This window comes from Protofrankia sp. Cas4 (assembly GCF_963555915.1).
GTDB lineage: Bacteria > Actinomycetota > Actinomycetes > Frankiales > Frankiaceae > Protofrankia.
The window spans coordinates 39,837-54,027 of sequence record NZ_CAUVXL010000066.1 but is presented as its reverse complement, the minus strand read 5'-3'; the positions used below and the strand labels follow the sequence as shown (position 1 = coordinate 54,027).

Below are 14,191 nucleotides of genomic sequence, written 5' to 3'. Positions count from 1 at the left end.
TGGGACGCAGGGATCAGCTGGGACGCAGGCCTCAGCTAGGACGCGGGGCCGGGCTCCGCCAGCGCTCCGGGGACTGCGGCCTCCGGACGCGCGATCTGACGATCGTCGCGCGCCCTTTAGCCCTCCAGACGCCGTTCGATCGATGCGACCTTCGTCCGCAACGCGTCCGTGACCCCCGGGCGGATGTCGGCCTTGAGCACGAGGCTGACCCGGCCGGATCGGGCGGCAACCGCGTCCACCGCCCGCTGTACGACGGCCATGACCTCCCCCCACTCCCCCTCGATCGTGGTGAACATCGCCGTCGTCTCGTTGGGCAGGCCGCTGGCGCGTACCACCCGCACGGCTTCGGCGACCAGGTCACCGACATCCTCGCCGGTCCCGATCGGTGTCACGCTGAAGGCCACAAGCATGCTCCACACCTACCACGCCGCCCGGACGGTCTGTCGCCCAGGGACACCCGCGGGCACACACGGACACCCACGGGCACACGCGGACACCCGCGGGCACAGGCGAAGAACTCAGGATCTCGCGTACGTTGACCCACCGGGAGAATGCCACCCTCCGCAACATTCCAGGTCCGCAGACGACACAGTCGGACCTTCAACCAAACCCGGGACAACGCTCTCTGAAGGCACGCCCTACCATTGCCCGCCGTGGAGTGGACGACGCGGGACGACGAGGCATAGGTGGTTCCACGGACCCTCCTTGACGCACTGACCAGCCTGGTGATACTGGTCGGCGCGGATGGTCGCGTGCTCGATGCCGGAGCCGCGGCCAGAACCTTCCTCGGCGAGCGGTTGGCTGGAACCGAACCGGTCCACCTCGGGGACCTGGCCGACGTGGTCGAGCCCTCGGCACGGGTCCGGCTGCGCGATGTCGTGCCGCGCGCGCTGGCCCGCACCGGGCAGTGGCGGGGAACCGTCGACCTCCTCGACGCCGCGGCCAACGTGGCGCCGTTCCAGGTGTCGGTGCGGGTCGACCCGTCAGGCGCCATCGTGATCGTCGCTCATGACACCGAGGACGTCCGCGCCCGGGAAACCGCCGAACGGGAGTCCCGGGCCAAGGACGAGTTCATCGCACGCCTCGGCCACGAGCTGCGCACCCCGCTCAACGCCGTGCTGGGTTTCGCCCAACTTCTGGAGCTCGAACCACTGCCGGCAGAGCTGCACGAGGACGTCGAACGCATCATCACCGGTGGCCGGCACATGCAGGCCCTCATCGACGACGTGCTCGATCTCGCCCGGCTGCAAGCCGGGCGCGGTGACATCAGAAAGGGACCCGTCAACGTCCTGGAGATCGTCCATGGTGTCGTCGAGCTGGTCGAACCGCTCGCGGAGCAACGCGGCATCCGCCGGGTCATCTCGCCGGCCGAGCCGCTAGTCGCCGACGCCGACCGCCGCCGGCTGTGGCAGGTCCTGCTCAACCTGGTCGGCAACGCGCTGAAGTACGGACGCGAGGGCGGCACCCTGCGGGTGGGCATCGTGCCCATCACCGGAGCCCGGGTCCGGATCGAGGTCGAGGACGACGGCAACGGACTCCCACCCGAGGCCATGGACCGGCTGTTCCGGCCGTTTGAACGGCTCGGAGCCGAACGAACGGGCGTCGAGGGTAGTGGACTGGGTCTGGCGCTGTCCCACGCTCTGGTCACGGCGATGGGGGGTGTCCTGACGGCGGCAAGCCGTTTCGGGGTCGGCAGTGTCTTCGCGGTCGTCCTGGACACCGTCGACGTCCGTTTCGACGATGACGACGACGACGACTTCGACGGATTCGGTCCGGGACCCGGATACGGACACGGACACGGATACGGATACGGACACGGCCCGGACCACGGGTTCGGTCCGGCGCCGGCTGTCCTGGCCGCCCGATCGGACGCAGCGTCGCGCCACGTCGGTTATCCCCGGGTCGTACACGTCAGTGGTGATCCCGCGACCCGGACGATGGTCACACACGTGCTACGCAACACCCTCGGCGCGGACACGGTCTCGGTGCCGCGGGCCGCGCTGGCCCTCGACGCGGTCCGGCGGTCCCGACCGTCGCTGGTACTGCTGGACCGGGACCTGCCGGACGGCAGCGCCGAAGACCTGCTGCGGACCCTCGCAGCGGACGCTCAGGCGGGGCGGATACCCACGGTCGTACTCACCATGGACGATGACCCGAGAGACCTCGTGCGGCTGCGCCAGGCCGGTGCCGTGGACGTGGTGGGAGCGCCCCTGGACGTCGCCGCGGTGGTTGCCGCGGCCGGCCATCTCGCCGCCGCCAACACCGCCAACACCGCCAACACCGCCAACACCGCACCCTGACATGTCAGTCGTGCGGACATGTCAGTCGTGGCGCGGCTGCGTCGTGGCCAGACCGGCGACGACGCGGTCGGCGGCCGTGTAGGGGTCGGTCCGGCCGGCGACGACCTCCGCGGCCAGGCCGTCGAGCAGGGAACCCTCGCGCAGGTCACCCATGCGGAGCCGAAGCTGGGTGAGCGCGATCTGCTCGATCTCGTCAGCGGCCCGCCGGCGCCGGCGGGCGTCCAGGACACCGTGCTCGACCAGCCACGCACGATGGTCGACGATCGCATCCACGACCTCGGCGATGCCCTCCCCACGCGAAGCCACGGCCTTGAGGACCGGGGGTCGCCATGCCCCCTGGGAGGCGGTTGCGGGTCCGGTGAGCGCAATCATGTGCGTGAGCTCGCGGTAGGTGTTTTCCGCGCCATCGCGGTCAGCCTTGTTGACCACGAAGACATCGGCGATCTCCAGGATGCCGGCCTTTGCGGCCTGGACGCCGTCACCCATACCCGGGGCCAGCAGCACCACTGTGCAGTCGGCCAGTGATGCGATGTCAACCTCGGCCTGACCCACCCCCACGGTCTCGACCAGCACGACGTCGAAGCCGGCCGCGTCGAGCACCCGCAGTGCCTGCGGTGTCGCCCAGGACAGCCCACCCAGATGCCCGCGCGAGGCCAGCGAACGGATGTAGACCCCGGGGTCGGTGGCGTGCTCCTGCATCCGTACCCGGTCGCCGAGCAGCGCACCGCCGGTGAACGGCGACGACGGGTCGATGGCCAGGACGCCGACGCGCAGGTCACGAGCTCGAAACGCGCTGACCAGCGCGGATGTCGAGGTCGACTTGCCCACTCCGGGAGATCCGGTGAGGCCGATCACCTGCGCGCGACCGGACCGTGGCGCAAGCAGGGCCATGATCTCGCGCAGCTGCCCGGACGCATCCTCGACCAGCGAGATCAGCCGTGCGATCGCCCGCGGACTACCGGCGGTGGCCGCGTCCACCAGATCGGTGGCGGACGCGGCACGCAACCGGGCCGGGGCTGCCGTCCTAGGGGCAGCGGTCACGCCGGGACACGCAGGATGAGGGCGTCTCCCTGGCCGCCGCCGCCGCACAGCCCGGCGGCACCGATGCCGCCGCCGCGGCGACGCAGCTCAAGGGCGAGCGTGAGGGCGATCCGGGTACCGGACATGCCGACCGGGTGGCCGAGGGCGATCGCGCCGCCGTTGACGTTGGTGACCTCCGGGCCGATACCGAGCTCACGCATGGACTGGATCCCCACCGCGGCAAACGCTTCGTTGATCTCGTAAAGATCCACGTCAGCGGGAGTCAGGCCCTCCTTGCGCAGCGCCGCCGAGATCGCGTTGGCCGGCTGGGACTGCAGCGAGGCGTCCGGGCCGGCGACGAAGCCGTGCTGGCCGACCTCGGCGAGTACGGTCAGCCCGAGCTCGACAGCCTTCGCCCGGCTCATCACCACGACCGCCGCCGCGCCGTCGGAGATCTGCGAGGCCGAGCCGGCCGTGATCGTGCCGTCGTCGCTGAAGGCGGGACGCAGCTTCGCCAGCGCCTCCGAGGTGGTGTCACCGCGGACACCCTCGTCCTGGCTGACGAGCACCGGGTCACCGCGGCGCTGGGGCACCTCGACCGGGACGATCTCGTCGTCGAACAGCCCGTTCTTGATCGCGGCGGCGGCGCGCTGATGGGAGCGGGCGGCGAACTCGTCCTGCTCGACCCGGCTGATGCCCAGCCCCGCGTTGTACCGCTCGGTTCCCAGCCCCATCGCGACCTGGTCGACCGCGCAGAACAGGGCATCGTGGGCGGTGGCGTCCAGCAGCTCGGCACTGCCGTAGCGGACGCCCTCACGCAGGGACGGCAACAGGTGCGGGGCACGTGTCATCGACTCCATGCCACCGGCGACGACGACGTCGAACTCGCCACTGGCGATGTAGGTGTCGGCGAGTGCGATCGCGTCCAGACCCGACAGGCAGACCTTGTTCACCGTGATCGCGGGAACGCTCATGGGGATGCCGCCCCTGATCGCGGCCTGGCGAGCGGTGATCTGCCCCTGACCCGCCTGAATGACATGCCCCATGATCACATAGTTGACCTGCTCACCACCGATACCGGCCCGCGCCAGCGCGGCCTTGATCGCAAATCCGCCGAGCTCGACGGCGGGGAAGCCCTTCAAAGCGCCGGACAGCTTGCCGATCGGGGTTCGCGCGCCGGCCACGATGACAGAACCAGGCATGGATGGCCTCCCGGGAGTGCGACTGCGTGTTCTGCAACGATAACGTGATCTTCATCAAGATGCTGCGGCCAGCGGGCACGTCGGAGTCGAGACGGGTGTCCGTGGGGAGCGGGTATGGCAGCATCGCGTCCACACCCGCGAGAGAGAGGGCTCGAGTCCGCGATGTTCACGAGAATCGATCATGTCGGCATCGCCGTCCGGGACCTGGACACGTCCATCGCCTGGTACGAGACGACCTTCGGGCTCACCGTGGCAGCCCGGGAGGTCAACGAGGAGCAGGGCGTTCGCGAGGCCATGCTGCTCGTGGCCGAGGCCGCCCCGGGTGGTTCATACGTGCAGCTGCTCGAGCCGATCCGGGATGACTCCCCGGTCGGGAAGTTCCTCGCCCGCAACGGCGAGGGTGTCCACCACGTCGGCTACGGCGTCGACGACGTCGAAGGTGCCCTGGCCGCCATCGCCGGGCAGGGCGTCCGCCTGGTCGACAAGCGGCCCAGGCACGGCTCGATGGGCGCGAGTATCGCCTTCCTGCACCCGAAGGACACCGGCGGTGTGCTCACAGAACTGGTACAGGCCCTCCCCAAATAGCCGCTTCGCGACAATGTGGAGTCAGGCGATCCCGCAGCCGGCGGTGAAGGGTGACGGAGCCGATGCCAGGTCCACCGTGGCGTTCGCGGGCGAGCCGACCGCCGTGAACCCCGTGCCCGTCACCTGCCATGTCGTCGATGTCACCTGGTAGATCCTGTCCGTGGTCCGGTCTCCCGCGGCGACCACGACTTTTCCGCTCTCACAGCGGAAACCGTCACCATGGTCGCCGTTGAGACCGGCACGCAGCGGACTGCCGTTGACGACCCGCAACTGCCCGGTCGAGGTCAGCCTGGCGACACCATAGTTTCTGGTCTCGCCGCTGCTGTCGGTCTGGACGATCAGCTCGCCGTAACCGTCACCGTCAATGTCGACAATCGAGAAAGTGAACGGTGCCGCCACCGCCGGGAAGGTCACCGCGGTTGATCCGAACATGCTCAGCGCGACCCTGACCGTGCTGTCGGACACGGTCGCCGGGTCCCTCACGCCATCCCCGTCGACATCGCCGGCCATCGCCGGGACGGACACCGGCGGCGGGAGGGTCGGCGAGTGGACGTTACTGGGCGTGCCGCTGGGACGGCTGGCCGACGCCGTCGGCGTTACCCCGTCCCCCGGATTCGGGCTGGTGGGCGACGCCGAGGTCTCCAACCGGCTCGGCGTCCCCGACGGCCGCACCTGACCGCCCCCGCCCGTCCCACCGTGACCCGGTGGCTGCGAGGCCGCCGTGCGGACCGCGGTCACCTCGGGAGTCGGCTGGGTCAGCGGCGGCACGGTCGGCTCAACCAGGATGGACGGGGGACCGGGTTCGATCGCCACGTAGGCGAGGCTGATCAAACCGGCCAGCGCCAGCCCACCGACGGTCGTCGCCGGCACCCGCATCCGCCGCCTGCGGATGATCCCGGCCCGGATCCGCTCGTAGCCTGCCGGGGAAGCCCGAACCGGATCAACCGCTTCGGTCAGTAGACGACGCAGCTCGTCAGGCTCGAGCGCGGTCACCGCAGACCCTCCAACTTGGTGCCGAGCGCGGCCAGCCCGCGGGACGTGTAAGCCTTGACCGAGCCGACGCTGCACTTCATGACCGCTGCCGCGTCCGCCTCGGAGAGGTCCGCGTAGTAACGCAGGACCACGGCCTCGCGCTGGCGGCGCGGCAGCTCCCGCAGCGCCTGTATGACCGCGGCGCGCTCGACGAGGGTGTAGGCGCCCTCCTCCGCGCTGGCCGCGTCCGGCATGGGTTTGGGCGCATGCTTGAGGGCCACCAACCGCCGCCGCAGCGTCGAGCGGGCAAGGTTGACCACCGTCTGCCGTAGGTAGGCGAGCGCCTTGTCCCTGTCCTGCAGCCGCCCCCAGGCGGCGTGCACGCGGATGTAGGCGTCCTGGACAACTTCTTCGCACAGCCCGACGTCATCCAGGAGGAGGGCGGCAAGGCGGACCAGCGACCGGTAGTGCTCTGAATACAGAGCCGTCAGGGCGGCGTCAGCATCCCGGGCGACCTCGCTGCGAGCGGCGTCGCTCCGCGCAGGCACGGGCCGCCACCCCTCCACTACTGTCATGGGCGCGGTCACGCCACGTCAGACGCTCTCCTACCCCAAATGGTTGCTCTCAGGTTGTATCGCTTCCAGCGCGGACGCACACCCCCAACCGCGCGACTCATAGGCATACCCGTCGGTAGCATCTGCCCAGCGCCACCGGATGACGCACGGGAGGTCGATCGTGAAGGAAATTGTCGAGGCAATTCTCGCCTCCGACACGCCCAAAGCGGCGTTCGCGGCCCTGCCGGTACCCGAGACCTACCGGGGAGCGGTGGTTCGCAAGGACGAGATCAACATCTTCAACGGGCTGACATCCCAGGACAAGGACCCCAGGCGCGCCCTGCACATCGACGAGGTCACGACCCCGGACCTCGGTCCCGGCGAGGCGCTGGTCGCCGTGATGGCCTCCACGATCAACTACAACACCGTCTGGACGTCGATCTTCGAACCACTGCCGACGTTCGGCTTCCTGGAGCGTTACGGCCGGCTGTCCCCGCTCGGCAAACGCCACGACCTCCCTTACCACGTGGTCGGGTCCGACCTCGCCGGTGTCGTGCTGCGTACCGGTCCCGGCGTACACATGTGGTCCCCCGGCGACGAGGTGGTCGCCCACTGCCTGTCGGTCGAGCTGGAACGCCCGGACGGCCACGACGACACCATGCTCGACCCCGAGCAGCGCATCTGGGGCTTTGAGACGAACTTCGGCGGGCTCGCGGAGCTCGCCCTGGTCAAGGCCAACCAGCTCATGCCCAAGCCCGCGCATCTGAGCTGGGAGGAGGCCGCCGCACCCGGGCTGGTGAACTCCACCGCCTACCGTCAGTTGGTATCCCACAACGGCGCCAACATGAAACAGGGCGACGTGGTACTCATCTGGGGCGCGAGCGGCGGGCTCGGCTCCTACGCGACCCAGCTGGCACTCAACGGCGGCGCCATCCCGGTGTGTGTCGTGTCCTCGCCGCGCAAGGCCGAGATCGTACGCCGGATGGGCGCCGATCTGGTGATCGACCGGGCCGCCGAGGACTACCGGTTCTGGACCGACGAGCACACCCAGAACCCCAAGGAGTGGCAGCGCCTCGGCAAGAAGATCCGCCAACTGACCGGCGGCGAGGATCCCGACATCGTCTTCGAGCACCCCGGGCGGGAGACCTTCGGCGCGTCCGTGTACGTCACCCGACGTGGCGGTACGATCGCGACCTGCGCGTCCACGAGTGGCTTCATGCACTCCTACGACAACCGCTACCTGTGGATGAACCTGAAGAAGGTGGTCGGATCGCACTTCGCGAACTACCGCGAGGCGTGGGAGGCCAACCGGCTGATCACCAAGGGCCTGGTCCACCCGACCCTGTCCCGCGTCTACCCGCTCACCGAGACCGGTCAGGCCGCCTACGACGTCCACCGCAACCTCCATCAGGGCAAGGTCGGGGTACTCTGCCTCGCACCGGTTGAAGGTCTCGGGGTGCGCGACGGCGCCACCCGCGAGCGCCATCTCACCGCGATCAACAGGTTTCGCGGAGTTTAGAGCGGCCCGATTTCTGTCCCGGTGCCGACTGCATACCGGCTCCTGCACCTCCCGGTGGCTGGTCTGGCACTCTGATGTCCTATGAGCGAGCAAACCGATCTCATCCCAATGTCCGACGGCACGGACGCGTCTCCGGACTTCGATCTGGTTCGTCGCGGCTACGACCCACATCAGGTCAAAGCGCACGTCAACTGGCTCGTCGAGCAGCTGCGCGAAGCGGAGTCGCATCGGGCCGCCGCCGAGGCCGCGGCGTCCGAGGCCGCATCCGAAACCGCGACGGCACGTGATCATCTCGCTGCCAACCGACCCGCGTGGGAGGAGTTCGGCGGCCGGATCACCCAGATTCTCCAGCTCGCGGAGGAGGAAGCCGCCGACGTGCGGGCGGAGCGGACGCGGGAGGTGGACGCCGCGCTCCAGCAGGCCCAGCAGGAGCATGCCGAGGCGCGGCGGACCCACGAGCGGACGATCCGCGATGCCGAGGCGAGCGCCCAGGAGATCCTCTCGACAGCGCAGGCCGAGGCCGAGACCATCGTCGCCGCCGCGCGTTCGACCGCCGAGACAGCCGAGGAGGAGTCCCGCCGCCGGTTGGCTGATCTCGGCCGACAGCGGGACCAGGTGACCGCCCAGCTTGGTCAGCTGCGCGACCGGTTGGCAGCGGCCATGGCTCCGCTCGACCTCGGATCGGACCCGTCGCCGGCGGACACCGGGCAACCGGCGGCCGCCCGTTCCTGAGCCGTCCGGTCCCGCCGCCGGCCCAGCGGGATCACCAGCCCGGCGGGATGGTGCGCCGGTCACGACGGGTCCAGCAGGTCGTGTGCCAGTGCCTACGCTCGGCAATATGATCATCGCGCCAGCAGACGACGTGCGGGGTCGCCGGCAGGATCTCCTGCTGGCAGCCGGGGCAGCGGTAGTACTTGCGTGCGGCCGCGCCGCTGATCCGGCGCACGATCCAGTCCCCGTCGGCACGCTGTTCGATCGTCTCGGCGCCGACGACGGCCGGTGGGAGCGGTGGTCGCTCCGGCCGCGCGCGCCGCGACCGTCTGCGGGTCACCGCGGACGCGACGCCGGCGGATCTTCCGGGCGGCGGGGGCGCGCCACGCGGGGCCGTGGTATGCCCCGGTCGGTGCCGGGCTCGGACGCGGGCGTCCGGCCGACGACGTCATCCTCGACACGGTCACCCCTGACGCGGTCACCCCTGACACGGTCACCGTCGATGACTTCACCCTCGATGACGCGGTGCGGGTCATCTCCCATTCCAGGGCGCCGACGGGAGCCGGCTAGCCGGTCCATGGTCGACTCGGCGAGCGTCCTGGCCAGTTTCACCCGTCGGATCATCCCTCGCGGCGATGACAGCGCAGAAGACGCGCCGATCATGACCTGGAAGGTCCGGTCGCTGCCGCGCCAGTGCTCGCGCAGGATGGCCTCGCCCGCGCCCATCTGCAGGCGACGGAACGCGAAAGCCACGAGCGCGATGTCGTCCAGCTGACCCACGACGGGAATCAGGTTCGTCAGCCGGTTGCGCGGCGAGATCAGATAGGCGAGGGATGCCGCAGCCTCCATCTTGGCCGACTGCGACACCCGCGGGTCGACGAGAACCCGCCGCAACATCACCACGAGATCGGGCACGAACGTCGCGATCTCGCGGCCGACCTCCCGTGCGGCGTCCTTGTCCAGCGAGACCATGGGCTTCCTCCGAAACGACGGCGGGACCAGGCGGGTCATGCTGGTACCCGGCCCAGTACAAGATCCGAACCGGCACAACATGATGTCCGGCGCCATCGTAGGCGACGAAACGCGCGTCCGAACCGCCCCGGACCGGTCACCGACCCCGTCGCCGGATCAGTGGACGCGAAAGCCGCGCCGGGTCTTGCGACCGAGATAACCTGCCTTGACAAGGTGTTCAAGCAGGGGCGCCGGGGCGTATCCGGGCTCCCGGAACTCCAGGTACAGCGTGCGCACAATGGCAAGCGTCACGTCCAGGCCTACGACGTCGGCGAGCTCGAACGGCCCCATCGGATGAGCGCAGCCGACCTTCATCGCCGTGTCGATGGCCTCGACATCCGCGTAATGCGCCTCCAACATCCTCACGGCGTCGTTGAGATACGGGAACAGCAGCGCGTTGACGATGAACCCGGCACGGTCCGCGCAGAGCACCGGATGTTTGCCGGCCGCCCGCGCGACCTCCAGAACCGTCGCGGTGACGTCGTCGGCGGTCAGAACGGTCGGCACGATCTCCACCAACCGCATCACCTGGGCCGGGTTGAACCAGTGCATCCCCACCACATCCTGGGGACGCGACGTGGCGGTCGCACACTCGATCACCGGCAGAGACGACGTGGTGGTCGCGAGGATCGCCCCGGGTCGGGCGATCGCGTCGATCTCGGCGAACAGGGCTCGCTTGACCTCGAGATCCTCCACGACCGCCTCAATGATGAGGTCACAGTCGGCGAACGTGGCAAGATCGGTCGTGGCCCGCACCCGCGCGAGGGTCGCGGCCCGCTCATCCAGGGTGATCCGGCCCTTGGCGACCGCCTTGTCCAGCGACCACTCGAGTTTCTTGCGGACGTCGGCGATCTTCGCTTGGCCGCGCGCACGCAGGACCACGTCATAGCCGGAGCGGGCGGCGACCTCGATGATCCCGCTGGCCATGGTTCCGGTACCGATGACACCGATCGTGCGCACCGGTCGGGGCGGCGCGCCCGATCGGCGGGTCCCGGTCCCGGCTGCGGTCCCGGACGCGGCTGCTGTCCCGGACGCGGCTGCTGTCCCGGTCCCGGCTGCGGTCCCGGACGCGGAGGACATGACGGAGTCCGATGTCACGGCATCGACGATCTCGGATGAATCGGGAGCCGCGTAGGTGTAGAAGCCGCGGCCGGTCTTGCGACCGAGCATCCCGGCGGTGACCAGTTGCTTGAGTAGGGGCGCCGGAGCGTGCAGGTGGTCCCGGGAGGTGTGGTAGATCGAATCGAGGATCTCGTACGCGGCGTCGAGGCCGATCAGATCCAGCAACGCCAACGGGCCCATCGGATGACCGCAGCCGAACCGCATGGCCGCATCGATGTCCTCACGGGTGGCGTAGTGGGCCTCCAGCATCCGCACGGCATTGTTGAGGTAGCCGAACAGCAGGGCGTTGGCGATGAAGCCGGCCCGGTCCCCGGCGACAACGGCGGTCTTGCCGACCTTCGTGACCAGCATCTCAAGATCCGCCAGCACCGCCGGGTCCGTCACCACCGTACGGATGATCTCTACAAGGCCCATCACCGGCGCCGGGTTGAACCAGTGGGTGCCGACGACCCGCGAGGGCCGGGACGTGCCGGCGGCCAGCTCGGTGATCGACAGTGAACTCGTGTTCGTCGCGATGATCGTTCCGGACGGACACAGTGCGTCCAACTCGGCGAGAACCGCCCGTTTGTCCTCAATCCGCTCGGGCACCGCCTCGACGACCAGCCTACAGGCCGCCACAGCCGACAGGTCGGTGCCGGCGTGGATCCGGCCGAAGAGCGCGTCCCGGTCGGCCTCGGTCAACTTGCCGCGGCTGACCGCCCGGTCGGTGGAGTGGCGGATGTGGCCGAGCCCCCGGGCGAGTGTCTCGTCGTTGAGCTCGACGCCCACCACGTCGATGCCGGCGCGGGCAAGGACCTCAGCGATCCCCGCGCCCATGGTGCCGAGTCCGACAACTCCGACCTTCGCGAAGTCCTGGGCCATGCCGACCACCCCTCTCGTCGCTGTGTCCATGCCCGCTGGCGGTGCGCGAGATACTCTCAGATCTTTGGCGCACAAGCGCACGATCGCCATCCGACGTGGCATCCATGAGAAACCGCGCAACGAGGCACCGCGCAACGCGAAACCGGGCGACGAGGCACCGCGCGACGCGAAACCGCGCAACGCGAAACCGGGCGACGAGGCACCGCGCGACGCGAAACCGCGCAACGATGTGAATCCGAAGTTGCCGCAGCGACACTCATCTCACATCGTTGGCGCTGATCAGTGATCAGTGATCAGTAGTCGGTGATCAGTAGTCGATGATCAGTGCTGGCAGAGCTGCCCGCCCAGCGGCGCGAGGGTCAGAAACGGCGACGGAATGGTGCAGCCGAGCGCGGCGGCGGCCGAGTCAACCCCGGCCAGTTGATCGCGCACGGCCTCCCACGAAGCGTCACTCATCAACCCCGCCACCGGCAGCGGGCACGCCGCCAACACCCATCCGCGGTCGACCACCACAAAGCCGCCGCACATTCCCTCCAGGGCCCGCACCGCGGTCATCATGTCCTGGTCCGCGACCCCGATGACGGCCAGATCGCCGGGAGCCACGCTCGTGGCCATCGCGATCGCACCCTGACGCAGGCCCACCCCGCGGATGAAACCCACCCGCATTCCGCCGGCCCGGTCCGCCCCCCGCGTGACCAGGGCGACCTTGAGCAGGTCGTGCCCGGGATCGGCCGCCGCATGACCGGTGCCGCCGTCTGCACGGCCGGGCCGCACCGCGACGACCTCGACCCCGGCAGTCCCGTCCGCCGCGACGCTCACCTGCACGCCCCTGACCGGGCCGGCGGAGTTCGGGCCGGCGGAGTCCTGGCCGGCTGCGGTCGCCGCAACGGCGAAGGAACCGCTGAACAGGCCGGACGGCAGGGTCACCCGCTCTCGGGTCCAGTCCGGGAGCACATCGAGGTTGTCGAACAGCGGACGGCCGCGCTCGGCGGCCATCCGCCCGTTGACGAGAACGATCTCCGGCGGCCCGGATCCCGCGATGTCGCTGACGATCTGGATGTCGGCCAGGTGCGCCGGCGCGAGCGATCCGAGCAGGTGGTCCAGGCCGTACCGGCGGGCCGGATCGAGGGTGGCCATGCGGATGGCGGCCATCGGCTCCACGCCGGCCCCGACCGTACGGCGGACCACCCGGTCGAGGTGGCCGTGGTCGGCGATTTCGGTGATCTTCCATGCGCCGGAGAACTCCAGCGGCGCGTCGGCGGCCAGGTCGTCGGCGGCCAGATCGGCGGCGGCCAGATCGGCGGCGGCACGGTCGGCGGCGGCACGGTCACCCACGGCCGTGCCGTCCAGGCCGGGCATCCCGGCTACGGCGCCGGTGCCCGCCATCCCGGGCAGCGAGAGATCGGCGGACCCGACTAAGGGAACGGATTGACGGGGCAGCCACGTCCCGGTGTCCGGGAGGCTCGCGCCAGCCCGCGTGCCCGTACCGCCGCCGGCCGGGGAGGTCCTGGCAAGCAGGCGCACCGGGGTCCCGGAGGCGGTCACGAGCCGCGCACCGCGCGGTCCGCACAGCGTGACCGGCAGGCCGGCGTCCACGAGCAGGGTGACCGTCCCTCGGGGCACTACGAGACGAGCGAGCTCCCCGGGCGTCAGCAAGGTCTGTTCTAACCGGACGTACGGATCGACATAGGCCGGCAGGAGGTAGCGGCCGGAGGCATCCAGAGCGCGGCGGGCACCCAGCGTCCCGGGGCGTGTCACCGCGGCTATGAACCGACCGGCGATGAGCAGGTCACGACGCCGCAGCTCACCGGTTTGGACGACGACCATCATGCCGCCGCGGACGACCAGATCCGCCTCCTGCGTTCCGTTCGCGACCCGCCGCAGCTGCTCGAGCTCCGCCGCGGTCGGCGCCAGGTGGGACGCGCCAACGGCATCGAACCCGGTACGGCGGACCGGACGCGCGGCGCGGGCCGTCCCACCGGCCGGCGCCGCCGGCGCAGCTTCGGGCGAGCAGAGCGCCGGGGCGGACGCGAGCCGCATCCGTTCACGGTCACGCTCGGCGGTCATATAGCCTCCGAAAACCCAGGTCTGGCGAGCACGGTGTAGGGCGCAATGCAACGCAACGCCCCCGCCCGATTCGGCTCAGCGACGTCGCCCGGATTCCGGCACGCACCAACCTCACGGCCTCGGGCCGGGCCGCACACGGCAGAGCAACACCCGGTATGGCGTCGAGCAGCGGTGCGGAACGACGGAACGACAGGACAGCGGATGAGGGGCATGGCGTCATCACTCTGCCGCCATGCAAGCCGACTGTGCTCACGAACCCGCGGCTTG

Annotated in this window: 13 protein-coding genes; 4 read left to right on the top strand and 9 right to left on the bottom strand. The window is 69.9% G+C overall.

Translation table 11 applies throughout. The features are described 5' to 3' along the window. Positions 1 to 116: 116 nt before the first annotated feature. Complete coding sequence (locus U9979_RS06830; RefSeq protein ID WP_322749621.1) at positions 117 to 410, bottom strand: MTH1187 family thiamine-binding protein; 294 nt, start codon at positions 408 to 410, stop codon at positions 117 to 119. 276 nt (positions 411 to 686) lie between these two features. Between U9979_RS06830 and U9979_RS06825 the strand changes: the two genes are divergently transcribed. After that, on the top strand, positions 687 to 2,300 hold the full coding sequence (locus U9979_RS06825; RefSeq protein ID WP_322778692.1) for a hybrid sensor histidine kinase/response regulator: 1,614 nt from the start codon (positions 687 to 689) through the stop codon (positions 2,298 to 2,300). 21 nt (positions 2,301 to 2,321) lie between these two features. Here U9979_RS06825 and meaB read toward each other — a convergent pair whose 3' ends face one another. Together meaB and U9979_RS06815 are read right to left on the bottom strand one after the other, a co-directional pair. After that, positions 2,322 to 3,341, bottom strand: a complete 1,020-nt coding sequence (meaB, locus tag U9979_RS06820; protein ID WP_322778691.1) for a methylmalonyl Co-A mutase-associated GTPase MeaB — start codon at positions 3,339 to 3,341, stop codon at positions 2,322 to 2,324. Beyond that, positions 3,338 to 4,522: an acetyl-CoA C-acetyltransferase gene (locus U9979_RS06815; protein WP_322778690.1), complete on the bottom strand. Its 1,185-nt coding sequence runs from the start codon at positions 4,520 to 4,522 to the stop codon at positions 3,338 to 3,340. Before U9979_RS06815 ends, meaB begins: the two co-directional genes overlap by 4 nt. 162 nt (positions 4,523 to 4,684) lie before the next feature. Here U9979_RS06815 and mce point away from each other — a divergent pair, with 162 nt between their 5' ends. Beyond that, positions 4,685 to 5,107 (top strand): methylmalonyl-CoA epimerase, encoded by a 423-nt coding sequence (gene mce / locus U9979_RS06810; RefSeq protein WP_322749625.1) that lies wholly within the window; start codon positions 4,685 to 4,687, stop codon positions 5,105 to 5,107. A 21-nt stretch (positions 5,108 to 5,128) separates the two neighbouring features. On the opposite strand, the gene U9979_RS06805 is transcribed toward mce, so the two are convergent. Both U9979_RS06805 and U9979_RS06800 read right to left on the bottom strand, forming a co-directional pair. Next, complete coding sequence (locus U9979_RS06805; protein WP_322778689.1) at positions 5,129 to 6,100, bottom strand: VCBS repeat-containing protein; 972 nt, start codon at positions 6,098 to 6,100, stop codon at positions 5,129 to 5,131. Then, a complete protein-coding gene (locus U9979_RS06800) occupies positions 6,097 to 6,654 on the bottom strand; it encodes a SigE family RNA polymerase sigma factor (protein WP_322749627.1) in 558 nt (185 codons plus the stop codon). Before U9979_RS06800 ends, U9979_RS06805 begins: the two co-directional genes overlap by 4 nt. 160 nt (positions 6,655 to 6,814) lie before the next feature. Between U9979_RS06800 and ccrA the strand changes: the two genes are divergently transcribed. Continuing rightward, positions 6,815 to 8,152, top strand: coding sequence for a crotonyl-CoA carboxylase/reductase (ccrA, locus tag U9979_RS06795; protein WP_322778688.1), 1,338 nt, complete (start codon positions 6,815 to 6,817; stop codon positions 8,150 to 8,152). An 81-nt stretch (positions 8,153 to 8,233) separates the two neighbouring features. Continuing rightward, entirely contained in the window at positions 8,234 to 8,884 is a 651-nt protein-coding gene (locus tag U9979_RS06790) for a sugar-binding protein (RefSeq protein WP_322778687.1), read from the top strand. 31 nt (positions 8,885 to 8,915) lie between these two features. On the opposite strand, the gene U9979_RS06785 is transcribed toward U9979_RS06790, so the two are convergent. The 4 genes from U9979_RS06785 to U9979_RS06770 form a co-directional block, all read right to left on the bottom strand. Continuing rightward, entirely contained in the window at positions 8,916 to 9,203 is a 288-nt protein-coding gene (locus U9979_RS06785; RefSeq protein WP_322778686.1) for a hypothetical protein, read from the bottom strand. Then, positions 9,200 to 9,835, bottom strand: a complete 636-nt coding sequence (locus U9979_RS06780; RefSeq protein WP_322778685.1) for a YkvA family protein — start codon at positions 9,833 to 9,835, stop codon at positions 9,200 to 9,202. Before U9979_RS06780 ends, U9979_RS06785 begins: the two co-directional genes overlap by 4 nt. 156 nt (positions 9,836 to 9,991) lie before the next feature. Next, entirely contained in the window at positions 9,992 to 11,857 is a 1,866-nt protein-coding gene (locus U9979_RS06775; RefSeq protein ID WP_322778684.1) for a 3-hydroxybutyryl-CoA dehydrogenase, read from the bottom strand. 321 nt (positions 11,858 to 12,178) lie between these two features. Further along, positions 12,179 to 13,924: an adenine deaminase C-terminal domain-containing protein gene (locus tag U9979_RS06770; protein WP_322778683.1), complete on the bottom strand. Its 1,746-nt coding sequence runs from the start codon at positions 13,922 to 13,924 to the stop codon at positions 12,179 to 12,181. Positions 13,925 to 14,191 lie beyond the last annotated feature (267 nt).